Genomic DNA, 22,860 nt, shown 5'->3' on the forward strand with positions numbered 1-22,860 from the left:
GCTTCTGATCTAAAGTCCATTTCTTGTATTTCATGTTTCAAATATATAAGTTTGAAATTTAAAATAACACTCCGAACTTATCGGGGGCTAAAATATAAGGTATCCGTTTTTCATTCTAAATCCCTTAAAAAACACACCGTTCATACTAGTGATTATTACTCGACCTGAGAAATCTTTTGTGCTTTGGTCAACATCAGGATACATTGTAAAAACTGCACTTTTTAATGTGTCGTTTACTGTGAGCAATAGCACTCTACTGTTTTGTTGTTTGTCGTTATCTGGTAGAGGAATTACAGTTAACAGTTGATCGCCATTTGTTATTTTTTCAAATGATATCGCACCATAATTAGACAAAGTAGTCGTTTTGAATGTCTTGTTACTGCTACTATTTAGCGAATTTTGTTGTAAAAATTGAATCGCTTGTTCTCTTGACACAGTTTTAATGTTTGAATCATTCTGCAATACTGTTTCGTCTGTACTACAAGAATGCATAAAAGAGAGAGTAAAACTCATAAAAAGCAAAATCATTTTGCCCCTTAAGTCACTTGTTTGTTTGTTTGTTTGTTTGTTTGTTTGTTTGTTTGTTTGTTTGTTTTCATTTTCTTTTGGTTAGTTATTATTTCTGAAAAGTAATCAATAAAATACTACTTACTATACCCACTTTTAGTGATATTTGAAAAAATTAAAAAACAACGAACAGTTGAGCGCCAAAAAATCACAATATTTTTTTTAGAATGAGTTCGGATTTTAAAAAAATTAGGGTGGGAATTTAGTTTTTTAAACCCGATTATTGTTGGCTTAAATGAACTTCTCTTCTAATTTCAGAATAGCTGTTTTTTTTCAGTTCCAATTCCATAATGTATTTGAAACAGCTATTAAAGTATGCCTTTTATAAAATAATTCTTATATTTGAATTACTGTAAAAAATGAAAAACACGATAATGAAAAGCACTGTTGTAGACAAACACCAAGGATGGCAAAATGTTTTGCAAATAATTCTGCCGTATTTTATAATCGTTGGGATTTTTCAAATGATTGGCTATACCATAGCAGGGATCGATTTCATGAACTTTCAATCAATTCCTAGAAGTCCCCTTCAGTCCTTGATTGTATCGCTTGCCTCGTTAGCCGGCACAATTACTGTACTGTGGCTTTTTATGAAATATGTAGTTGAAGAACCCTTTATGAACATAGGATTTGAAAAAAAATCGATCAAAGAGGACACTATTCGCGGTATATATTATGGATTAATAATTATGTCAATTGGTTTCATAAGCCTACTGCTTTTTGACGAAATAAATTTTAGAAGTTTCAATTTCAACTTGCCATTGATCGTGTTGAGCTTGTTGCATTATGTATGTGTCGCTATTTCGGAAGAACTTTTATTGAGAGGATTTATTTTAAACAACTTAATGAAATCTTTTAATAACGTAACAGCCTTACTCCTATCCTCTGTGCTTTTTAGTTTGCTGCATGCCGGTAATCCTAACATTACTTTTTTTGGCTTAATTGATCTTTTCGTAGCTGGGATACTACTGGGATTGCCTTATTTATACACTAAAAATATATGGTTTTCCATTGCTTTACATTTTAGCTGGAATTTTTTCCAAGGAACAATTTTTGGATTTAATGTTAGTGGGATTGAAAACTATTCCATCATTGAAACCGATTACAAGTTGGCCTCCATCTGGAATGGAGGTGATTTTGGGTTCGAAGGATCCCTATTGTCCTTGATTTTTCAACTTATAGCAATCGGGATTCTCTATATGTCCTTTGAAAACAAACTAAAAAACAGCCTTGCCAAAGAGCAAAATCACTCTAATAAAGCAAGTTAGCTTAAGAATATTTTCTTGTCTAAAAATAATATTCGGAATTTGTCAACACATTTTTTACTAAATTTGATAAAAACGGCAGCATCATGAAACTAAAATCAAGTGAACCTTTTTGGTTGGTAAAAAACGGAATCATCAACTCTTACCCGTCATTAAGAGAAAATCTGGATACAGAAATTCTAATTGTAGGAGGAGGAATAACCGGCAGTCTTATAGCGCATCAATGCATGGCGGATGGTTACAAAACCGTGCTGATCGATCGCAGAGAAATTGGTCACGGAAGCACATCGGCTACGACATCTATGTTACAATATGAGATTGACGTGCCGTTGCACCAATTGATTGATTTGATTGGCGAAGAAGCGGCCGTTGCAAGCTATTGGGCCTGTTATAAATCGATTGATGATTTGAAAAAAATAGTAAAAGAAGTGAAATCTGATTGTGGATTCAAGAAAAAAGAATCGCTATACTTTGCCGCTTTAAAAAAAGATGTTGGTTGGTTAAAAAAAGAATTTGAGGCCCGAAAAAAAATTGGAATGCCAGTAAAATGGCTTGAATCCGATGCAATTGCTAAAAAGTTTCACATCCAACATTCGTATGGCGGAATCTTATCCGAACAAGGCGGTAGTATTGATGCTTTTCAATTAGCTCATGATATTCTGGCGTACAATCATAAAAATGGATTGCAGATTTTCGATAAAACCGATATTAAAAGAGTTACTTACAAACAAAATGGCGTCAAAGTTCTAACAGAACATGGAACAACTATTACTGCCAAGAAAATAATTTACTGCAACGGTTTTGAAAGTACTGAAATCATTAAAGACAAATTTGTCAACCTACTTTCTACTTATGCTATGGTAGGCGAACGTTTTGAAGATGACCAATCGCATCTTAACGACACTCTATTTTGGAACACCACGGAGCCCTACATATACATGAGAACCACAGATGATAACCGATTGCTTATTGGAGGCGAAGATGAAGATTTTGTAGATGCTGCAAAGCGAGATTCCTTACTCAACGACAAGTCCAATAAGTTAACTAAATACCTGAAGAAAATTTTACCTGATTATGATTTCAGAATGGATTTTGTCTGGGCGGGTACTTTTGGCGAGACTAAAGACGGCTTGCCATACATTGGCAAACACCCTAATTTTCCAAGTGCTTATTTTGTTTTGGGATTTGGTGGAAACGGCATCACGTTTTCAGTCATTGGAATGGAACTGGTTTCTAAAATGCTAAAAAACAAGAAACATCCATTAGCCGACTATTTTAAATTTCGCAGATAATTGTAAACCTCTTTCAAACGTATTTAAAAAAGCCGCAAAAAAAATATTTTTGCGGCTTTTTCTAAAATTATAATTTAATCTCTGCTAACAATTTTTTAACTTCTTTAAACTGTGATTCCGATTTAACTTCTAAAAGGTCTCTTGTTTTCCCATTTTTCAATTGGATAAAATATATCTTTTTACTAAATGAAACACGTTCCTTGATTCCTACTATTTGATTTACTGGAATTTTATCTGTACCTGTTTTTTTAAAAAAATAATTTCTTAGCCCAAAAACGGCAACCATTCCAATAAACAACCAAATTAATTTCATAAATCCAAAAGCTACCTGTGCATTGGATAAATTTAAAACTGCATTGATGAACGTTATAATCAATAGCAACTTCACAATAAAAAAATGATTTTTCAAACCATCTTTGATCTCAATTGATGCAGTAGTTTGATTGTATTTAATATCCATAAAATTACATTTTCAACTAAATATTTATTGCTTATAAACATTGTTTTCCTTCTTAATATCCGCCATTAAACCGCTTGGGTCGATGGTGATTTTTTTGATGATACTTTTAGGTTTAGCAATCATAAATTCCATGGTAGGATAAGCCCAAGCCCAATCCCCCAAAACTGTTCTTTTAAGTGCAGGATTCGGATTTTCCTTTTTGAAACTCATCATGCGCAGGGGAATATAAAAACTTTCCATTGTTCCATCTGTATACTCCACTAACAAATCAAGAGGCATTGGCATTCTGCCTATTCTCTCTAAAGTAACAATCGTTTTATCTCCAATAGCTCTTGGTTCTCTAATCCCATAATCAATTGTGTTGGTCGTTTGTGTCCAATCCGTTAAATACCAATCGAGGTTTGCTCCAGAGACTCTTTCCGCTGATCTTTTGATATCATTAGGTGTAGGATGCTTGAATTTAAAATCGCTGTAATATTTTTTTAAGGATTTCATTAGATTCTCTTTTCCTATTAAATACATTAACTGTGTTAGGAAAAGTTCTCCTTTACTATACGAAGTGATGCTGTACACTCTGTTTTCGTCAAAACGATCTGCATGTGTAGTTTGCGGTAATTCTTTACCGGAATTCACCATTGAAAAATAACCTGCATACGCCCCCGTAAATGGATTTTCTACTTTTTTATCGGCTATTTCATTCATTCCCAGGTCTTCTAGAAAAGAGGTGAATCCTTCATCCATCCACCCGTGTTTTGATTCATTGTTAGCTAAGACATGCTGAAACCAAGAATGTGCCATTTCGTGAGCAGTTACTCCTAATAATCCATCAAAACTTCCTTGTCCTAAAATTAAGGTACACATGGCATATTCCATTCCACCATCACCCCCTTGAATCACAGAATATTGCTTATAGGGATAATCGCCAACCGTTTTGTTATAGAACTCCATTAACTGAGCCGTTTTTGGTTGCAGATTTTTCCAGTTTTGAATGTATTTTGGATTGTCTTTATACAAAAAATGCAAGTCAACGCCGTTAGGTCCTTGTACAATGTCGTGAATGTAGTTCTTATCTGCAGCCCAAGTAAAATCATGAACCATTGGCGCTTTAAAATGCCACGTCAACGTTTTTGCTTTTTTAGGAACAGTTACGACAACGCCTGAATCTTGATACCCGTGACCTATTTCGTTTTTGTTTTGCAAATAACCAGTACCTCCTAAAACGTAATCCTTATCGATTGTAATGCTGACGTCAAAATTTCCCCAAACGCCATGAAATTCTCTAGCGATATAGGGATCAGCATGCCACCCTTCAAAATCAAATTCGGCCATTTTTGGATACCATTGTGCCATGGAAAGCGCGACTCCTTCGGCATTATTCCTTCCAGAGCGACGAATTTGAATTGGAACCTGACCATCAAAATTTAAAGTAAAAGTAGTCTTTGAGTTGGGCGCTATTGGCTTGGCCAAAGTAACTTCCAGAATCGTTCCTATAGTTTCTACCGAGGCAGTGCTTCCATCCTGCTTAAAATCAGTAATGTTCAGATACCCTGTTTCGTTAGGTTTCAACATTTTGATTCGGCTTTGTTTCCTTTCATTTGGACCAACTTTAATCTTGTTGACCATTCGAGCATCTGGATCTCTTATGTTTTGGATTCTGGCATCCATTTCGCTTCCCGGCTGAAAAGCATTGTTATAAAGGTGGTAATACACTTTTTTTAAAGTGTCAGTAGAATTATTAGTATAGACCAGTTCCTGTGTGCCTTTGTATCTATAAGTGGATACATCCATAGTCACGTCCATTTTGTAATCTACGTGCTGTTGCCAATATCCTGTGTTTTGAGCCCATAGACTTCCAAAACTTAAAGTAAGAAAAGAAAATAATAGTAGTTTTTTCATGTTTGATTTAAATAAAAATGGAAGGACAAATTGTCCTTCCATATAAAGAATGCATTAAATATTATTTAGACATTTTTTCTGCCATCAAAAAAGCATTGTAAGCATTTACGATTTTTCCTGATTGAGATAAAGTAGTAAATGAACGTGTATCTGTTGCTTTTCCACCCACAATAACATCTGTAGAAATGGCAATCCCTGAATCCATCAAAATATGTTTAACTTGTTTAGCAGATAATTTTGGATAGTACGAACGGATCAATGCAGCAACTCCCGCAGCATTTGGTGCGGCCATAGATGTTCCCTGTAAGTACTTGTAAGTGTTGTTTGGTGTGGTAGCATATATTTTTACTCCAGGAGCAAAAACGTCTACATTAATTTTTCCAATATTAGAAAAACGAGCTACAACCTTATTTCCGTATTCATAGTTTAACGCACCAATTGTAAGTACATTATCAGCAAACTCGGTTACTTTATCCTCAGAATCATTAGGGAAATTTTCTGCATAATCAATGTCTTTAGCATCATTTCCAGCTGCATGAACAAACAAAACATCTTTTTTCTCCGCATATTTTATAGCATCGTAAACCCATTGCTTGTGTGGAGAAAAACTTTTTCCAAAACTTCCGTTGATCACTTTGGCACCATTATCAACTGCATAACGAATTCCAAGTGCAATGTCTTTATCATACTCATCACCATCTGGTACGGCACGAATCGTAAGAATTTGAACATTATTAGCAACTCCATCTCCACCTAATGCATTGTTTCTAGTTTGAGCTACAATTCCGGCAACATGTGTTCCATGAAGAATTTCGTTCTTGTCTGGTCCCATCACATTATTGTTCCCGTATTTTGTATCCGTAATATCATTTGGATTATCACCTACCACTTTACGGTAGTCTGTTTTAAGATGATCGCCATTAATAAGAGCAACCTGTTCGTCTAATTGTTTTTGAACAGCAACTTTCAAATCTGCTATTGGCAAACCATAAGAAAGCATTTGTTGCATCGTCGCTTTACTTTTTTGGGTTGCAGGCTCTTGAGAAACAATTGCAGTTACCTCCTCAATAGTATAAACCGGTTTACCAAAATGTTTCACCAAAACAGCATCTCCCGTAACAATAGCTTCTAACATTTGCTCTGAACGTGTTTTTCCGGCAACAGCATCAGCCACTTTCTTGTCATTCAGCGCTTTTGCAGCTTGATATGTCGCTTCATCGACTAAGGTTTTGTCTTTTACAATTCTTTCGTATTCTAAATTCTCTTTGGTACTATCACCAAGAAAATTCCAACCGTGGATATCATCGATATATCCATTTTTGTCATCGTCAATTCCGTTTCCAGCGATTTCTTTGGTATTGGTCCAAAGCACCGATTTTAAATCTTCATGCTCAATGTCGACACCCGAGTCTAAAATTCCAACAATAACGGGCACGCCTTTTTTACCTTTTAATAATTCAGCATACACTCTATCAACGCTCATCCCTGGAATGGTATCCGTTATAATATCTAAATGACTCCAGCGTTGTAGGTCATTTTCCTTAATTGGCGCTTTTTTTGCAATGTTCAAAGGAGCAGTTATGGCAACTAATCCAGTAGTATTTACTACTTGTTTTGAGGTTCCGCATCCTACTAATACCAAAAAGGCAAAAGCAGAAATGTAAATAGGTTTAATGGTATTCATTGGATTTATATTAAGTTTTTGAAATATTTGTCTAAAATAATTTTTTTTGTTACAACTGTAGCCCTCCTTAACACTATGTTAGGATTTCATTACAGGAAAAACGTTCCTTTAAACGGACTCCCTTTTCCGTTCGTTCCACTGTAATGATTTCGTTATGTGCATCGTGTTCTAAGAACAAATAATAATTGTGATCCGCGGCAGCATTCATGAATTTTTCCTTCTCTGGCATGGTTAATAAAGGCCTGGTATCATAGCCCATTACGTAAGGAATGGGAATATGTCCGGCTGTTGCCAACAAATCAGCACAAAAAACAATCGTTTTATCCTGATATTGAATGTGTGGAAGCATTTGTTTCTCGGTATGTCCATCAGCAAAGAAGATGCCAAACCCCAACTCAGAGATCGAGAGAAAGTCGCCTTCTGGTCTTTTTATAAAATTCAATTGCCCACTTTCTTGCATTGGTAAAATATTTTCAGAGAGAAAAGAAGCTTTTTCTCTAACATTAGGTTTAGTAGCCCATTCCCAATGATTTTCATTAGACCAATATTTAGCATTTTTAAATGCGACTTCATAACCGGTTTTATCTGCATTCCATTGCACGCTTCCCCCACAATGATCAAAATGCAGATGCGTCATAAAAACATCTGTAATATCATCCCGATGAAAACCATATTTTGCCAATGATTTATCCATCGAATGGGTTCCCCACAGCGAGTAATACCCAAAAAATTTATCGGACTGCTTGTTCCCCATACCAGTATCAATCAAAATCAATTGATTGCCATCCTCAATCAACAAGCAACGAGCCGCAATGTCGATTAAATTGTTTTCGTCGGCGGGATTGGTTCGACTCCAAATTGTTTTTGGCACCACACCAAACATGGCGCCGCCATCCAATTTAAAATTTCCGGTTTCTATGGGATATAATTTCATATATTTTGTGTTTTTTGATAGGAGCCAAAGTTAAGGAATTCAAATCCTTTTAGTCGAATCAAATAGCTTTTTTCTATTTTAGGATTAGTTATAAAATTGTTATGAATTATGGAAAAAGCTTTTTATGCACTATCTTTGTCCTTAATTTAGACAAAATCAATATAAGCTATGATAAAAGTTTCTGACACAGCAAGAAAAAAAATCATCGATTTAATGAAAGATGATGGTTTTGATGCTGCAATCGACTACGTAAGAGTTGGTGTAAAAAGCGGCGGATGTTCTGGATTATCTTATGATTTAAAATTTGATAAAACAAAAAACGAAGACGATAAAATTTTTATAGACAACGATATTACTATCGCAGTCGAAAAAAAATCTTTCCTTTATTTAGCCGGAACAGTATTAGAATTCTCAGGAGGAATTAATGGTAAAGGGTTTGTTTTCAACAATCCAAATGCCAATAGAACATGTGGTTGCGGGGAATCATTTTCACTATAACCAAATAAAAAAGATTTAAACCATTAAGATATTAAGTAAATTAAGTCTTAATGGTTTTAAAAAATAAAATTATGTCAAAATATACAGAAGACGATTTAAAAATCGAACTCGAAACTAAAGAATACGAATACGGATTTTACACCGAATTAGAATCAGAAACGTTTCCTATTGGTTTAAATGAAGATATCGTTCGCGCAATTTCGCACAAAAAAGGAGAACCGCAATGGATGACCGATTGGCGTCTGGAGGCCTTTCGTGCTTGGGAGCAAATGACCGAGCCGGAATGGGCCAATGTACACTATACTAAACCTGATTTTCAGGCTATTTCCTATTATTCAGCTCCAAAGGCGGTAGATCCCAATAAAACATTGGACGATGTAGATCCCGAACTTTTAGAAATGTATAAAAAGTTAGGTATTTCTGTCGATGAGCAAAAAATGATGAATAATGTGGCTATGGATATCGTAGTCGACTCCGTTTCAGTAGCGACAACTTTCAAGAAAACATTAGGCGAAAAAGGAATCATCTTTATGAGTATTTCTGAAGCCATCAAAGAACATCCAGAATTAGTGCGTAAATATTTAGGATCTGTTATTCCTCAAAAAGATAATTTTTACGCAGCATTAAACTCAGCTGTTTTCTCTGATGGATCTTTTTGCTATATTCCAAAAGGTGTCCGTTGTCCAATGGAACTTTCTACTTATTTTAGAATAAATCAAGCAGGAACAGGACAGTTCGAGCGTACCTTACTCATTGCTGATGAGGGAAGTTACGTAAGTTATTTAGAAGGTTGCACTGCTCCAAGTCGTGATGAAAATCAATTACATGCTGCTTGCGTAGAATTGATTGCTTTAGACAATGCCGAAATCAAATATTCTACGGTACAAAACTGGTATCCTGGAAACAAAGAAGGAAAAGGTGGTGTTTTCAACTTTGTAACTAAAAGAGGAATCTGCGAGAAAAACGCAAAAATTTCTTGGACACAAGTAGAAACCGGTTCTGCGATAACGTGGAAATATCCTTCTGTTATTTTAAAAGGAGATAATTCAACAGGAGAATTTTATTCGATTGCTGTCACTAATAATTTCCAACAAGCCGATACGGGAACTAAAATGATCCATTTAGGTAAAAACACTAAATCGACTATTATTTCTAAAGGAATTTCTGCTGGAAAATCTCAAAATAGTTACCGTGGTTTAGTGCGTATTTCTCCAAACGCTGATAACGCAAGAAACTTTTCGCAATGTGATTCCTTATTAATGGGAAACAATTGTGGCGCGCATACGTTCCCTTATATTGAAAGCAAAAATCCTACAGCCAAAATAGAACATGAAGCTACGACAAGTAAAATAGGCGAAGACCAAGTTTTTTATTGTAATCAACGTGGAATTCCAACCGAAAAAGCAATTGCCTTAATCGTAAACGGTTTCAGTAAGGATGTATTGAATAAGTTGCCAATGGAATTTGCAGTAGAAGCACAAAAATTATTAGAAATTTCGTTAGAAGGTTCGGTAGGGTAAAATTTGTTTAAAGTTTAAAGTTTAAGGTTGTGTAACCGGAATCTATTGGTAACTTTAAACAAAGAAAAACTTTATACAAAAATGAATGGCGACAATAACTAAGTTTGAAGATTTAGAAATTTGGAAAGAAGCTCGACGACTGGCCAAAGAAATTCATATTATTGCTGTAGAATCAGATTTAAAAAATGATTTCAGATTTAAAGATCAAATAAAAGCATCATCTGGCTCAGTAATGGATAACATTGCTGAAGGATTTGAAAGAAATGGAAATCTAGAATTTAGACAGTTTTTGTCTATCGCAAAAGGATCCGCTGGAGAAACAAGGTCGCAATTATATCGCGTTTAAGATTACAATTATATCAGTGATGAAAAGTTTGAAATTTTGAAAACAGATTTTGAAAATTTAAGCGGAAAAATAAACAATTTTATATCATATTTAAACAAGAAAGATTTTAAAGGCACCAAGTTTCAGTAAACACGAGAACTTTAAACTTTAAACTTTAAACCAAAGAAACAAATGTTAAGTATAAAAAATTTACACGCCTCAATTGGGGATAAAGAAATATTAAAAGGAATCAACCTTGAAGTAAAAGCGGGAGAAATTCACGCGATAATGGGACCAAATGGTGCTGGAAAAAGTACTCTTGCATCAATCATTGCAGGAAACGAAAACTACGAAGTAACCGACGGTGAAATCACTTTAGACGGAGAAGATCTTAGTGAATTAGCTCCTGAAGAAAGAGCACATAAAGGTGTTTTTCTTTCGTTCCAATATCCAGTGGAAATTCCAGGAGTTTCAGTAACTAATTTCATGAGAACGGCAATCAACGAAACACGTAAAGCAAACGGTCTGGAAGAAATGCCTGCAAACGAAATGTTGAAAGTGATTCGCGAGAAATCAGAATTATTAGAAATCGATCGTAAATTTTTGTCTCGTTCTCTAAACGAAGGTTTTTCTGGTGGAGAGAAAAAACGTAATGAAATTTTCCAAATGGCCATGTTAGAACCAAAATTGGCTATTCTTGATGAAACCGATTCTGGATTAGACATTGATGCTTTGCGTATTGTAGCAAACGGAGTGAACAAACTAAAAAGCGACAAAAACGCCATTGTAGTAATTACGCACTACCAACGTTTATTAGATTATATCGTCCCTGATTTTGTTCATGTTTTACTCAACGGTAAAATTGTAAAATCTGGAGACGCTTCTTTGGCTTTAGAGCTAGAAGAAAAAGGATACGATTGGATCAAACAAGAACAAGAAGCTTAAAATTTGTTTAAAGTCAAAAGTTTAAAGTTCACATCATCAACTTTAAACTTTTGAACCTTAAACTTTAAACAAGAAACAAAAATGGAATTAAAAGAAAAATTAATATCGTCTTTTATGGCTTTTGAAGAACGCATCGATGTTCATTCAGAACTTCATGATGTACGCACAGCTGCCTTAAAAAACTTTGAAAATAAAGGGTTCCCAACCAAAAAAGACGAATCTTGGAAATATACCTCGTTAAACGCCATCTTAAAAAATGACTTTACCGTTTTTTCAAAAAAAGAAAATGCAATTGAATTCAATCATGTAAAGAAATACTTTTTACACGAGATAGACACCTATAAGATAGTGTTTATTGATGGTATTTTCAGCTCCCATTTATCAGCAACAACGCATGAAGGAATTGACGTATGCCTAATGTCATCAGCATTGACTAAGCCAAAATACAAGATGGTTATTGACGCTTATTTTAACCAAATCGCTAACAAAGACGACAGTTTGACTTCGTTGAATACCGCTTTTGCCATGGAAGGTGCGTATATCAACATCCCGAAAAGCAAAGTAGCAGACAAACCTATTGAAATCATGTATTTCTCTACAGGAAACGAAGCGGCGCTACTGGTGCAGCCAAGAAATCTGGTTATTGTTGGTGAGAATTCTCATGTTCAAATCATAGAGCGTCATCAAAGCCTGAATGAAAATCCAGTGTTAACGAATTCCGTTACGGAGATTTTTGCTCAAAAACGTGCTATCGTTGATTATTACAAAATACAAAATGATACACTTGAAGCGAATTTAATTGACAACACCTATGTTTCCCAAAAACAGGAAAGTCACGTTTCAGTTCATACATTTTCTTTTGGAGGAAATTTGACTAGAAACAACTTAAATTTCTATCATTTTGGCGAAAGATTGACAAGTACCTTAAACGGAATCACTATCATTGGCGAAAAACAACACGTAGATCATTATACGCTTGTGAAACATTCCACTCCAAACTGCGAAAGTTTTCAGGACTATAAAGGAATTTATTCAGATCGTTCTACGGGAGTTTTCAACGGAAAAGTGTACGTAGAAAAAGAAGCGCAAAAAACAAATGCGTTCCAAAAAAGTAACAATATTTTATTGAGCGATAAAGCGACCATAAATGCAAAACCTCAACTGGAAATTTTTGCAGATGATGTGAAATGTTCTCATGGTTGCACGGTTGGACAATTAGATGAAAGTGCGCTTTTCTATATGCAGCAACGTGGAATTCCACAAAAAGAAGCCAAAGCGTTGTTGATGTATGCGTTCTCGAATGCCGTTATCGAAAACATCAAAATACCGGAATTAAAACAACGAATCACCAAAATTATCGCTACAAAATTAGGTGTGAAAATGGGATTTGATTTGTAGTTAAGTTTTTAACCGCAAAGTTCGCTAAGATTGACGCAAAGGGCACAAGGTTTTTACTAAACTTTGTGCCCTTTGCGGTTAATTTTAGTCTCTTACTGCAATAATAAACATGATAATTCCTAAGAACAATAGTGCAAGACCTCCAAAAAAACAAAATGCATTTATTATTGAGTACCCTAGATTCGTAGAATAACCTAAACCCCCTAAAAACCAACCTCCAATTATCATTAAAACTGATTGTAAAACTTTATTCTTTATCATTAAAATTATTTCTTCACACTTTCAATTATCCCCTTCAGGATTCCATTAAAATCAAAATTAGACTCTTCTTTCAATCCCATTCGTACGATTACTAAATCAAGTGACGGGATAATCGCAACCATTTGACCTTGAAAACCACTACAATAATACATATCTCTTGGAACATCGGGAAAATATCCGCCAGCATTAAGCCAAAAGTGTCCGCCGTATCTTCCGTCTGACGTATTCGTGGGAGTTACTGTATATTTAGCCCAACCTTCGTTAAAAATTTGCTCGCCGTTCCAATTGCCTTCGTGTAAATACAACAATCCAAACTTTGCCCAGTCGCGCGTGGTAGCCCAACCGTAGGAAGAACCGATGTAATTTCCTGCCATATCGGTTTCAATTACCATAGAGTTCATCCCTATTTTATCGATCAAATCCGTGTACCAAAAATCTAAATATTCCTGATGCGTTTTGAATTGCTTTCGCAAAATTCCAGAAAGCAGGTTGGTTGTTCCTGAAGAGTAATTCCACCGCGTGTTGGGTTTATGTTCCACTGGTTTATCTAGTTGGGAAAGCGTCATATCTTCTGCTTGAAAGAGCATTTTAGTAGCATCACAGATTGTGCTGTAATTCTCCACCCACTGTAAACCAGAATTCATGTGGAGCAAATCACTTGTAGTTATGATTTTCCGTTTGTCATTGGCCCACTCTGGAATGGGAGCTGGTGTATCAACATCAAATTTTCTTTGTTTTTCTAAAACGCCAAACAGCGTCGCCGTAACACTTTTAGTCATCGACCAACCTAATATTTTACTGTTCTTATCAAAACCAGTATCGTATTTTTCAGCAATGATTTTGTCTTTATAAATCACCAGTAGCGAACGCGTTCTTTTATTTACTGCTCCTTTTGTATCGAAGGCATTGGCGACAGCCGCATTCAATTTAGCATAGTCAATATTGGCAAAAACCGTATCTTTTGGTTCTTTATTTCCGTAAGGGAAAGGAATTGTGTTGTTAGGTAAACTTCGTTTAGGAATCAAATACGGTTTTGAAACATCAAAATCATCGTTGATCAAAGTGGCTCCTAATCCTTTACGGTAAATCGCTTTTCTTTCCTTCAAACCATAAACTGAGGCAACGGCAAACTGTCCCGCATCTTCAATTGTGTTGTTGGCCAAGTCAATCATATCAATATCATTGTCCCCTTTTTCAATCATGCCTTGCGAACGATGATCAATAAAATGTCCTGAAGCGATACTTTTGGCTGAAAAGCCAGAAATTAAATCTAGTTTTGGATAGGTTGTGAACCCTAAATAAAACATTCCGATAACAGCGGCAAAACCAACGAACTTAAAGAATTTTTTCATTTTGACTACAGAATTAATTAATTGCAATTTAATAAAATATCCAATTACTAATTCAATAAAAAAATTCTATAAACGCATAAGAAACAAGCATAAAAATTAGTGAATTCGTGGCTAAAACGATTTGGTTTTTCACTACTTTTGTATTTAGAACTTTTCTAAATAATTATGCTAGATATAAATAAAATCAGAGCCGATTTTCCCATACTTACTCAGAAAGTAAATGGAAAACCATTAGTTTATTTCGATAATGGAGCTACTTCGCAAAAACCACAAGTAGTGATTGATGCGATATCAAAATATTATCAAGAGATTAATGCCAACATTCATCGCGGTGTTCACACATTAAGCCAATTGGCTACCGATGCGTATGAAACTTCTCGTGGTAAAATTCAAAGTCACATCAATGCGAAATTCGCTCACGAAGTACTTTTTACATCGGGAACTACACACGGAATTAATTTAGTCACCAATGGCTTTGCTGCTATCTTGAAACCAGGTGATGAAATCTTGGTTTCCGCCTTGGAACACCACAGCAATATCGTGCCTTGGCAAATGTTATGTGAGAAAACTGGAGCTGTCTTACGCGTAATTCCTATGAATCAGGAAGGCGAATTAATCATGTCCGAATATGACGCGTTACTTTCAAACAAAACAAAGATCGTAACGGTTAATCATATCTCTAATGCCCTTGGGACTGTCAATCCTATTAAATACATGATTGATAAAGCACATGAAGTGGGAGCTGCCATTTTGATTGATGGAGCGCAAGCCGTTCCACATTTGAAACCAGATGTCCAAGAACTGGACTGTGACTTTTATGTTTTTTCAGGTCATAAAATTTGCGGACCTACGGGAACCGGAATTTTATACGGGAAAGAAGCGTGGTTGAATAAATTACCGCCATATCAAGGTGGAGGAGAAATGATCAAGGAAGTGAGTTTCGAGAAAACAACTTATGCGGAATTACCCCATAAATTCGAAGCCGGAACACCAAATATTGCTGGGGGAATTGCCCTAGGAACTGCAGTTGATTATATGAATGAAGTAGGTTTTAACAATATTCAACAGCAAGAAAAAGAATTGCTAGACTATGGTACCAAACGTTTACTAGAAATTGAAGGGTTGAAAATTTTTGGCACTGCCAAAGAAAAAACTTCTGTAATTTCGTTTAACATCGAAGGAATTCATCCTTATGATATTGGTACAATAATTGACAAATTAGGAATAGCGGTACGCACAGGACACCATTGCGCGCAACCTATCATGACTTTCTTTAACATTCCTGGTACGATAAGAGCCTCATTTGCTTTTTACAATACCAAAGAAGAAATTGATCTCATGGTAGCGGCAGTTAAAAAAGCGCAGCTTATGTTATCTTAAAAACCAAAATTAAAGTCACATGAAAATACTATCTATTTTATTCCTTACCATTTTCTTAGGCAACGGTTGCGATAGTGCTAAGGCTCAAGATATGCAAAACGCCGTAATTGAATACACCGCCAATACCAGAGGTTTTTATCAAAAAATCACCCTAGAAAATCAGACAATCACTGTTTCTAAAGACAGAGATGGAAATGATAAAGCGGCACCCATAAAAATTAGTGATGCCGATTGGAAAGAAGTTGTGGCTTGTTTCAAAGAGTTAGAGTTAGATCGGTTATCCGAACTGAAAGCACCAACTGAAAAGCGTTTTCATGATGGTGCGGCTATCGCCAACTTAAAAATCAATTACAAAGACAAAATCTATGAAACAACAGATTTTGATCATGGCTTTCCGCCAAAGGAAATAAAGAAATTCGTTGATAAGATAAATTCATTTGTTAAAAAAGAGTAACACGGAAACAAAATCAGCTAATTATGAAAATTAAAGAAATACAAGACGAAATCGTTGATGAATTTTCCATGTTTGACGACTGGATGGAACGGTATGAATACATCATCGAATTAGGAAAGAAACTGCCGCTAATCAAAGAAGAATACAAAACCGAAAATAATATCATCAAAGGCTGCCAATCGAAAGTGTGGCTACAAGGGGAACAAACAGACGATAAAATTGTTTTCACCGCTGATAGTGATGCCATCTTGACCAAAGGAATTATTGCGATATTGATTCGGACTTTCTCCAATCAAAAAGCGTCTGATATTCTGGAAGCTGATCTGGGTTTTATTGACGAAATAGGATTGAAAGAACATTTATCGCCTACACGCGCCAATGGATTGGTCTCAATGATCAAGAATATAAAAATGTATGCTTTGGCGTTCAATGCGAAGAATTAATTGTTTTAAACATATAAGTCATATAAGTTTTTTAATTATGATAAACACACACTAACCTAGTATAATCTAAACTTGACAATAATGAACATAACGAGAAGTTATCTTAAGGATTTAGTGTATCAGGTTAATGGAGCAGCAATTGAAGTGCATAAAAGTATAGGTCCTGGTCTATTGGAATGTGTTTATCACCAATGCCTAAAAAAAGAATTAGAATTACGGAAAATAAATTATTCTTCTGAATTACTGGTCCCTTTAAAATATAAAGGACATGAATTAGAATCTAAATTAAGATGTGATTTATCTATAGAAAACACTCTCGTAGTTGAATTAAAATCGGTAAACGAAATAAACCCTATTTTTGAAGCGCAATTACTTACTTATATGAATTTATTAAATGCACCTATAGGTTTGTTAATTAACTTTAATGTAAAAAACATTTTCTTTGAAGGCCAAAAAACTTTGGTAAACGAGTTTTATCGTAAACTAGATGAATAGAAAAAATGATTTAAACACATAAGTCAAAAATTTGCAAACACTGAATAAAAAACTTTAATAGAAAAAACGATTTAAACATAGGAGTCATACAAGTCAATAATTTATAAAAACTTAAATTCACTTTCCTTTTACTTAAAAGAAAACTTATATGACTTATATGTTAATAAAAAATTACAAAATAAATAGAAAAAAATGGAACAAGAAATAGACACCACAGAATTAGGAGAATCAATCGTAAAAATATTAAAGACCATTTACGATCCGGAGATTCCTGTAGATATATATGAATTAGGACTGATTTATGACGTCATGGTCAATACCGATTATGAAGTAAAAATCCTGATGACACTTACCTCTCCTAACTGTCCAGTTGCAGAAAGTTTACCAAGAGAAGTAGAAGAAAAAGTAAAATCAATTGAGCATGTAAAAGATGCTGAAGTAGAAATCACTTTTGACCCACCATGGAGTAAAGATTTAATGAGCGAAGAAGCAAAATTAGAATTGGGAATGCTATAAAATGGCACGCACTCAACCCAAATCGTTAAACGATCAAAAAATTGGATTAAAATCGTCTCTTGATTCGCTTTTCTTAATACCCCGGTTTTTCAAAGAAATTTGGCGTACTAACAAATCGTTATTCTTGACATCTGCTTTGTGCAGAATCGTTGCTGCTTTGTTACCGGTTGCGATTTTATGGGTTGGAAAACTTATTTTTGATGCTATCATCCAAATTACAACACATGGAGAAAAGGATTATTCTGAACTTTGGCAATCAGTAGTAATTGAATTCATTCTGGTAGTATTATCGGATTTGGTAGGTCGTGCAATCTCACTTACGGATGGAATTCTTGGAGATCAGTACAATATCAATAGTTCGATTAAAATCATTAAAAAGACCAATGAAATTGATATAAGTTTACTTGAAAATTCTGAATTTTACGACAAGCTTGACCGAGCAAGAACGCAAACGGCAGGCCGTGTTGATTTAATGTCGAATGTGTTAGGTCAGGCTCAAACTACTATTTCTATATTTTCACTGGTGGTGGGACTGATTTATTTTGAGCCTTATTTAATTATCTTATTAGTTTTAAGTATTTTTCCCTCTTTTATAAATGAAGTCCGTTTCAGTCAACAACAATATTCGCTGGCCCGCAGCTGGACTTCTGAAAGAAGAGAATTGGATTACCTTAGATTTATTGGTGCTAATGACAAAACGGCAAAGGAAATTAAGCTTTTTGGTTTAACTAGTTTTCTGGTGGAAAGATTTGAAACCCTTGCAACGCGCTATTTCAAATTAAATAAATCGCTTGTTGTAAAACGTTCCAGTTATGGGTTCTTATTTAATGTTTTAGGATCGATCAGTTATTATGCCGCTTATGTTTTTATAATTTACAGAGTTCTTTCGGGCGGAATTTCATTGGGAGAATTAACTTTTTTATCCGGGAGTTTCAATCGATTAATGAGTAGTCTGCGCGATTTTTTTTCGAAATTTACACGAATATCAGAGAGTGCTTTGTACCTCAAAGATTATTTTGATTTTATCGACATTTCGTCAGAAAATAAAAGTAAAAACGAGGTTCCGATGCCAGAAAAAATCAAAATCGGATTTGAATTCAAAAATGTTTACTTTGCTTATCCTGAAAGTGATAATCAAATATTAAACGATGTAAGTTTTACCATCAAAGCAGGAGAAAAAATAGCATTTGTTGGGCAAAATGGTGCAGGAAAAACGACACTTACTAAATTACTGCTTCGATTTTACGAGCCTACATCAGGTGAAATTTTGCTAGACGGCATCAATATCAACCAATATAATAAGGCCAATTATCAGGAGTACTTTGGAGTCCTTTTCCAGGATTTTTTCAGATATGAATTTTCCGTAAAAGAAAATATTGCTATCGGCAAGATTGATGAGATTAACAATAATGAACGCATTTTGAAAGCGGCTGAATTAAGTCTAGCCGATGAAGTTGTTGCTGAATTAAAGTATGGTTACGAGCAACAACTGGGAAAACGATTTGCCAAAGGCCAAGAACTTTCCGGCGGACAGTGGCAAAAAATTGCATTGGCAAGGGCTTACATGAAAAACGCTGAAGTAATGATTCTAGACGAGCCCACATCGGCGCTAGATGCCAAAGCCGAAAGCGAAGTTTTTGAACGGTTTATAGGATTAATTAAGGACAAAACTAGTGTGATCATCTCTCATCGATTTAGCACCGTGAGACAGGCCGATCGCATTGTTGTCCTACAAGAAGGTAAGATCTTAGAGTCAGGAACACATCAGGAATTAATGGAGAATAATCAATTATATGCCCAACTGTTTACACTGCAGGCTGAAGGCTATCTATAAAATAAAAGTATGGAAGATGAAATTGTAAATAAAGTAGCCAATAGTGTTTTGGAAGTTTTCGATCTCGAGGATTATTATCCAAGAGGAATTCGGGCGCAAATCGATATCTCAAAATGGCTTTTGGAAGGCTTTTTACTGCGAGAAAAAGACTTTAGAGCGGAACTTAAAAATCAAGATTGGTCCCAATATCAAGATCAATATGTTGCGATTCATTGCAGCACCGATGCGATTGTCCCGGCTTGGGCATCTATTTTGGTTGCAATTCAATTAGCACCATTTGCAAAGAAAATAATCAATGGAACGATCGAAGATCTTGAAGCATCTTTATACGAAGAACTATTACCAAAAATGGACTTTTCCGTGTACCAGAACAAACCGGTAATTATCAAAGGATGTGCTAAAAAACCCGTTCCTATGCGCGCTTATGTTTTGGCTGCGCATTATTTACAACCTTTTGCCCGTAGTATCATGTATGGCGAAGCGTGTTCAGCTGTGCCGTTGTACAAAGCTTCAAAGAAAGGTTAATTTATTGCGATTTTTTTATACTTTTATTGTAGCATTAAAAATATAAAGTCATGAAAAAAATAGCTATTTCTTTCGTATTTATGTTCACCATACTTTCTGTAACCGCCCAAGAAACAGCCACAGATACCATAAAGTATTGGACCAAAAAAGGGAACATCTCACTGCTTTTCAATCAATCTGCGTACAACAAGCAATGGCTCGGTGGCGGAACATCGAATGTGGCAGGGAATTTTGGACTGAATTACGACTTCAATTATAAAAAAGGAGATGTCGTATGGGATAACAAACTAATTCTAGCGTATGGTTTAACCAAAATAAAAGGCGATGAAAAAATAGCTAAAACCGATGACCGAGTGGAATTGAATTCGCTTTATGGAAAGAAAGCCAACGGACAATGGTATTATTCGATGTTTTTCAATTTCAAAACACAAATGGATACCGGATTAGATAAAAATATGACCAAAATTTCACATTTTTTCTCTCCCGCTTATTTCCAGTTGGGACCCGGAATGCTTTGGAAAAAAAATGATAACTTAAGTGTCAATTTTTCTCCTGCGACAGCAAAACTAATTATCGTTCACCCTCATTTTACGGAATTTGGTCCTTCTTTTGGGGTCTTGCAAGGCGATTCAAGCCGAATTGAATTTGGAGCCAGCATCACTGCTTATTACAAGTTCAATATCATGGCTAACGTGTCTATCGAGAATCGGTTGAATTTGTATTCCAACTATCTAGACAACCTACAAAATGTAGATGTCGATTACCAGATGAATTTGTTTCTGAAAATAAACAAATACTTGTCGGCTAATGTCGCTGTACAAGCAATCTATGACGATAATTCCATACAAGCCGTTCAGGTGCGGGAAGTATTTGGATTAGGAGTTAATTACGGGTTTTAAACCTAGCACTATTTTAGAAGAAATCCCTTTTGAAATTTGGTTTCGAAAGGGATTTTTTTGTGGTTGTAAACGTTGTAAACGCTATGATTTGTTGTTCACTGCATGGAAGTTCTAATAAAAAAAAAGTGTAAGAAGAGGTGGTTATTTTACAGTCCATTTAATAAATTCGTTCATTACTTCTTGCCAATGTTCTTTTTCATAATCTGCTCTTCCATTTTCTTTTACTTCAAAAAAATTATGTTCTAAATTTAAATATCGTTTATAAGTCAGATTTGTTTTTGAATTTAGAATGTAAAATAAAGGTACTAAATCACACAAAGCCGAAGCAATATCATTCGTTCCATAAGCTAAATAGGTTGGGATTTTGATTTTCAACCAATCATTTATCAATGGCCTTGAAAATGATTTCCAAGCTAATAAATCTGGATTCTCCTTTAATTTTTTTTCATCGTAAGAATCGTTCAACATTTTATATGTATTTTCAATACGCTCATCCGCTTCCTCCCAAGTCATTTGTTTACTTTCTGCACTTTTTCTGTAATTTCGGATATTTTGGTCAATTCTACCAAATGGATTGGCGCCAAACAAACCTAAATTAGTTACTTTTTTATTGTTTAAAGCGATTAAAGTGGCCACTTTTGAACCTTGTGAATGCCCTGCAACTATTAATTTGGAATTGTCTACCCATTTTTGTTTTCGCAAGAATTTTAAGACTGCTTTCGCTCTATTTCCATAATTTTCTAAATAATCAGACTTGACATAATCCGCATCAAATTTATCTGGTTTTTCAGCGTTTGGAATATAGCAATACGATTCATTTAGATTTTTTTCATCGATAATTACAGGTGTTTTTGGCATTGAAATTACAATTAAATGATAGTTTTTCTTGATTTCATCTAGATCAAAATTTGTAATTCCACCACCAATCATCCATATTTTTTCTTTTGCTGTTTTTACAAATAATGGCAATGGTAAAGAACCTTGACAAAATAAAAAAATAGGTTTTACTCTGTCTAATTTTGTGTCAATTACTATAAAATCAATCGTATCCTTTTTTTGTATTAGACTAAATGGAATGGCTTGATTATTTATTATGTTTCGATTCTGTCCAAAAATTATTTGAACTAAACATAGGAAGATTATTGTATTGATGCTTTTCATATCATGTTTTAAAGTGTGTCTCTCTGATTCGCGCTTTAATTATCCGCGTTAAAAAAGCTGCGATTTGTCTTTAAATTTAGTAGGCACTCGTCGCAGACGAGCACCAGAGTACGTGGACAAACGAGTGCTAGTGGGATGTTACTTTTCTTTGTTTAAAATTTAAATTTAATTGTTAAATAATATTCTGCGATTCTAAATGCTACAAAGAGAATAAAAGCAATAAACAATTTTACAAAATACTTCATTTTTGTTTGCTCATATTTAGTGGAATCAAGCAATATTTTTATACTTTGAATAAGTCTATCCTTATTTAACCATAAAATAATTAAAACTAAAAATTGATATAATATAGCAGCTTTAAGTGCTGAAAAATGCACTTCGAAATATATATCCTGAAGAATAACATTAAAGAGTATAGTAGAAACAAATAAACAACCAATAACTCGTGTTTTTTTGACCAAAATTAGAAGTCCCCCAATTATTTCTAGAAGCCCTAAAGTCAAAGCATAAGATTTAGAATAACCATAAAATGCCCACATCAATTCCATTCCGGTCAATTTAGAAACAGTTTTGTCAATTTCTATTGCTCCATCAAACTGATTAATTTTAGCTGCTCCATAAACGAACATTGCAAATATTACAATCCAACTAATCGCATTTTCAAATATTTCGGTTTTGTCTTTTTTATTAAAATTCATAATTTTTTATGTTGTATCAACATGTCTGTCTGCTTTAGAATTTAAAAGTTCATAGTAA

Annotated in this window: 23 protein-coding genes and 1 pseudogene; 15 read left to right on the plus strand and 9 right to left on the minus strand. The window is 34.7% G+C overall.

The window, feature by feature from the left end; all coding sequences use genetic code 11:
- Positions 1–87: 87 nt before the first annotated feature.
- The gene (locus IWX83_RS14690; RefSeq protein ID WP_196830778.1) at positions 88–513 is read right to left on the minus strand and encodes a hypothetical protein; all 426 of its coding nucleotides are present in this window, start codon (positions 511–513) and stop codon (positions 88–90) included.
- A gap of 413 nt (positions 514–926) precedes the next feature.
- Here IWX83_RS14690 and IWX83_RS14695 point away from each other — a divergent pair, with 413 nt between their 5' ends.
- Positions 927–1,835 (plus strand): CPBP family intramembrane glutamic endopeptidase, encoded by a 909-nt coding sequence (locus IWX83_RS14695; RefSeq protein ID WP_196830780.1) that lies wholly within the window; start codon positions 927–929, stop codon positions 1,833–1,835.
- A gap of 83 nt (positions 1,836–1,918) precedes the next feature.
- The gene (locus IWX83_RS14700; RefSeq protein WP_196830781.1) at positions 1,919–3,124 is read left to right on the plus strand and encodes an FAD-binding oxidoreductase; all 1,206 of its coding nucleotides are present in this window, start codon (positions 1,919–1,921) and stop codon (positions 3,122–3,124) included.
- Positions 3,125–3,191: 67 nt separating this feature from the next.
- On the opposite strand, the gene IWX83_RS14705 is transcribed toward IWX83_RS14700, so the two are convergent.
- The 4 genes from IWX83_RS14705 to IWX83_RS14720 all read right to left on the minus strand — a co-directional run bounded on the left by IWX83_RS14705 (position 3,192) and on the right by IWX83_RS14720 (position 8,098).
- Positions 3,192–3,584: a hypothetical protein gene (locus IWX83_RS14705; protein ID WP_073355465.1), complete on the minus strand. Its 393-nt coding sequence runs from the start codon at positions 3,582–3,584 to the stop codon at positions 3,192–3,194.
- 24 nt (positions 3,585–3,608) lie between these two features.
- Entirely contained in the window at positions 3,609–5,480 is a 1,872-nt protein-coding gene (locus tag IWX83_RS14710) for a M1 family metallopeptidase (RefSeq protein ID WP_196830783.1), read from the minus strand.
- Positions 5,481–5,541: 61 nt separating this feature from the next.
- A complete protein-coding gene (locus tag IWX83_RS14715; protein ID WP_073355467.1) occupies positions 5,542–7,164 on the minus strand; it encodes a S8 family peptidase in 1,623 nt (540 codons plus the stop codon).
- A 73-nt stretch (positions 7,165–7,237) separates the two neighbouring features.
- A complete protein-coding gene (locus IWX83_RS14720) occupies positions 7,238–8,098 on the minus strand; it encodes an MBL fold metallo-hydrolase (protein WP_196830785.1) in 861 nt (286 codons plus the stop codon).
- A gap of 168 nt (positions 8,099–8,266) precedes the next feature.
- Between IWX83_RS14720 and IWX83_RS14725 the strand changes: the two genes are divergently transcribed.
- The 5 genes and pseudogenes from IWX83_RS14725 to sufD all read left to right on the plus strand — a co-directional run bounded on the left by IWX83_RS14725 (position 8,267) and on the right by sufD (position 12,784).
- On the plus strand, positions 8,267–8,596 hold the full coding sequence (locus IWX83_RS14725; RefSeq protein ID WP_073355471.1) for an iron-sulfur cluster assembly accessory protein: 330 nt from the start codon (positions 8,267–8,269) through the stop codon (positions 8,594–8,596).
- A gap of 71 nt (positions 8,597–8,667) precedes the next feature.
- Positions 8,668–10,116 carry a Fe-S cluster assembly protein SufB gene (sufB, locus tag IWX83_RS14730; protein WP_073355497.1) on the plus strand — a complete coding sequence of 483 codons (1,449 nt, stop codon included), beginning with the start codon at positions 8,668–8,670 and terminating at the stop codon, positions 10,114–10,116.
- Between the two features lie 85 nt (positions 10,117–10,201).
- A pseudogene (locus tag IWX83_RS14735) lies at positions 10,202–10,591 on the plus strand (four helix bundle protein).
- Positions 10,592–10,633: 42 nt separating this feature from the next.
- Entirely contained in the window at positions 10,634–11,386 is a 753-nt protein-coding gene (gene sufC / locus IWX83_RS14740; RefSeq protein ID WP_073355475.1) for a Fe-S cluster assembly ATPase SufC, read from the plus strand.
- A gap of 81 nt (positions 11,387–11,467) precedes the next feature.
- Positions 11,468–12,784: a Fe-S cluster assembly protein SufD gene (gene sufD / locus IWX83_RS14745; protein WP_196830787.1), complete on the plus strand. Its 1,317-nt coding sequence runs from the start codon at positions 11,468–11,470 to the stop codon at positions 12,782–12,784.
- A gap of 84 nt (positions 12,785–12,868) precedes the next feature.
- On the opposite strand, the gene IWX83_RS14750 is transcribed toward sufD, so the two are convergent.
- Positions 12,869–13,045 (minus strand): hypothetical protein, encoded by a 177-nt coding sequence (locus IWX83_RS14750; protein ID WP_196830789.1) that lies wholly within the window; start codon positions 13,043–13,045, stop codon positions 12,869–12,871.
- Positions 13,046–13,050: 5 nt separating this feature from the next.
- A complete protein-coding gene (locus IWX83_RS14755) occupies positions 13,051–14,397 on the minus strand; it encodes a serine hydrolase (protein ID WP_196830791.1) in 1,347 nt (448 codons plus the stop codon).
- 165 nt (positions 14,398–14,562) lie between these two features.
- Between IWX83_RS14755 and IWX83_RS14760 the strand changes: the two genes are divergently transcribed.
- From IWX83_RS14760 to IWX83_RS14795, 8 genes are all read left to right on the plus strand, one after another.
- The gene (locus tag IWX83_RS14760; protein ID WP_196830793.1) at positions 14,563–15,777 is read left to right on the plus strand and encodes an aminotransferase class V-fold PLP-dependent enzyme; all 1,215 of its coding nucleotides are present in this window, start codon (positions 14,563–14,565) and stop codon (positions 15,775–15,777) included.
- Positions 15,778–15,796: 19 nt separating this feature from the next.
- Positions 15,797–16,231 (plus strand): hypothetical protein, encoded by a 435-nt coding sequence (locus tag IWX83_RS14765; protein ID WP_196830795.1) that lies wholly within the window; start codon positions 15,797–15,799, stop codon positions 16,229–16,231.
- Between the two features lie 23 nt (positions 16,232–16,254).
- On the plus strand, positions 16,255–16,674 hold the full coding sequence (locus IWX83_RS14770; RefSeq protein WP_073355489.1) for a SufE family protein: 420 nt from the start codon (positions 16,255–16,257) through the stop codon (positions 16,672–16,674).
- Positions 16,675–16,755: 81 nt separating this feature from the next.
- Positions 16,756–17,169 (plus strand): GxxExxY protein, encoded by a 414-nt coding sequence (locus IWX83_RS14775; RefSeq protein WP_196830797.1) that lies wholly within the window; start codon positions 16,756–16,758, stop codon positions 17,167–17,169.
- A 192-nt stretch (positions 17,170–17,361) separates the two neighbouring features.
- The gene (locus tag IWX83_RS14780; protein WP_066075681.1) at positions 17,362–17,685 is read left to right on the plus strand and encodes an SUF system Fe-S cluster assembly protein; all 324 of its coding nucleotides are present in this window, start codon (positions 17,362–17,364) and stop codon (positions 17,683–17,685) included.
- A 1-nt stretch (position 17,686) separates the two neighbouring features.
- Positions 17,687–19,519, plus strand: coding sequence for an ABC transporter ATP-binding protein (locus IWX83_RS14785; RefSeq protein WP_196830799.1), 1,833 nt, complete (start codon positions 17,687–17,689; stop codon positions 19,517–19,519).
- 9 nt (positions 19,520–19,528) lie between these two features.
- Entirely contained in the window at positions 19,529–20,044 is a 516-nt protein-coding gene (locus IWX83_RS14790) for a DUF2480 family protein (protein ID WP_196830801.1), read from the plus strand.
- Positions 20,045–20,094: 50 nt separating this feature from the next.
- Positions 20,095–20,943 carry a DUF3078 domain-containing protein gene (locus IWX83_RS14795; protein ID WP_196830803.1) on the plus strand — a complete coding sequence of 283 codons (849 nt, stop codon included), beginning with the start codon at positions 20,095–20,097 and terminating at the stop codon, positions 20,941–20,943.
- A 141-nt stretch (positions 20,944–21,084) separates the two neighbouring features.
- Here IWX83_RS14795 and IWX83_RS14800 read toward each other — a convergent pair whose 3' ends face one another.
- The gene (locus IWX83_RS14800) at positions 21,085–22,104 is read right to left on the minus strand and encodes a hypothetical protein (RefSeq protein WP_196830805.1); all 1,020 of its coding nucleotides are present in this window, start codon (positions 22,102–22,104) and stop codon (positions 21,085–21,087) included.
- 152 nt (positions 22,105–22,256) lie between these two features.
- The gene (locus IWX83_RS14805; protein ID WP_073355103.1) at positions 22,257–22,802 is read right to left on the minus strand and encodes a hypothetical protein; all 546 of its coding nucleotides are present in this window, start codon (positions 22,800–22,802) and stop codon (positions 22,257–22,259) included.
- Between the last annotated feature and the right edge of the window lie 58 nt (positions 22,803–22,860).

This window comes from Flavobacterium sp. CG_9.1, from assembly GCF_015751645.1.
Lineage (GTDB): Bacteria > Bacteroidota > Bacteroidia > Flavobacteriales > Flavobacteriaceae > Flavobacterium > Flavobacterium xanthum.

Bases quoted from the DNA above. Each gene is read 5' to 3' on its own strand.
- IWX83_RS14690 (WP_196830778.1), bottom strand. From the start codon at position 513: ATGAGTTTTACTCTCTCTTTTATGCATTCTTGTAGTACAGACGAAACA.
- IWX83_RS14695 (WP_196830780.1), top strand. From the start codon at position 927: ATGAAAAACACGATAATGAAAAGCACTGTTGTAGACAAACACCAAGGA.
- IWX83_RS14700 (WP_196830781.1), top strand. From the start codon at position 1,919: ATGAAACTAAAATCAAGTGAACCTTTTTGGTTGGTAAAAAACGGAATC.
- IWX83_RS14705 (WP_073355465.1), bottom strand. From the start codon at position 3,584: ATGGATATTAAATACAATCAAACTACTGCATCAATTGAGATCAAAGAT.
- IWX83_RS14710 (WP_196830783.1), bottom strand. From the start codon at position 5,480: ATGAAAAAACTACTATTATTTTCTTTTCTTACTTTAAGTTTTGGAAGT.
- IWX83_RS14715 (WP_073355467.1), bottom strand. From the start codon at position 7,164: ATGAATACCATTAAACCTATTTACATTTCTGCTTTTGCCTTTTTGGTA.
- IWX83_RS14720 (WP_196830785.1), bottom strand. From the start codon at position 8,098: ATGAAATTATATCCCATAGAAACCGGAAATTTTAAATTGGATGGCGGC.
- IWX83_RS14725 (WP_073355471.1), top strand. From the start codon at position 8,267: ATGATAAAAGTTTCTGACACAGCAAGAAAAAAAATCATCGATTTAATG.
- sufB (WP_073355497.1), top strand. From the start codon at position 8,668: ATGTCAAAATATACAGAAGACGATTTAAAAATCGAACTCGAAACTAAA.
- sufC (WP_073355475.1), top strand. From the start codon at position 10,634: ATGTTAAGTATAAAAAATTTACACGCCTCAATTGGGGATAAAGAAATA.
- sufD (WP_196830787.1), top strand. From the start codon at position 11,468: ATGGAATTAAAAGAAAAATTAATATCGTCTTTTATGGCTTTTGAAGAA.
- IWX83_RS14750 (WP_196830789.1), bottom strand. From the start codon at position 13,045: ATGATAAAGAATAAAGTTTTACAATCAGTTTTAATGATAATTGGAGGT.
- IWX83_RS14755 (WP_196830791.1), bottom strand. From the start codon at position 14,397: ATGAAAAAATTCTTTAAGTTCGTTGGTTTTGCCGCTGTTATCGGAATG.
- IWX83_RS14760 (WP_196830793.1), top strand. From the start codon at position 14,563: ATGCTAGATATAAATAAAATCAGAGCCGATTTTCCCATACTTACTCAG.
- IWX83_RS14765 (WP_196830795.1), top strand. From the start codon at position 15,797: ATGAAAATACTATCTATTTTATTCCTTACCATTTTCTTAGGCAACGGT.
- IWX83_RS14770 (WP_073355489.1), top strand. From the start codon at position 16,255: ATGAAAATTAAAGAAATACAAGACGAAATCGTTGATGAATTTTCCATG.
- IWX83_RS14775 (WP_196830797.1), top strand. From the start codon at position 16,756: ATGAACATAACGAGAAGTTATCTTAAGGATTTAGTGTATCAGGTTAAT.
- IWX83_RS14780 (WP_066075681.1), top strand. From the start codon at position 17,362: ATGGAACAAGAAATAGACACCACAGAATTAGGAGAATCAATCGTAAAA.
- IWX83_RS14785 (WP_196830799.1), top strand. From the start codon at position 17,687: ATGGCACGCACTCAACCCAAATCGTTAAACGATCAAAAAATTGGATTA.
- IWX83_RS14790 (WP_196830801.1), top strand. From the start codon at position 19,529: ATGGAAGATGAAATTGTAAATAAAGTAGCCAATAGTGTTTTGGAAGTT.
- IWX83_RS14795 (WP_196830803.1), top strand. From the start codon at position 20,095: ATGAAAAAAATAGCTATTTCTTTCGTATTTATGTTCACCATACTTTCT.
- IWX83_RS14800 (WP_196830805.1), bottom strand. From the start codon at position 22,104: ATGAAAAGCATCAATACAATAATCTTCCTATGTTTAGTTCAAATAATT.
- IWX83_RS14805 (WP_073355103.1), bottom strand. From the start codon at position 22,802: ATGAATTTTAATAAAAAAGACAAAACCGAAATATTTGAAAATGCGATT.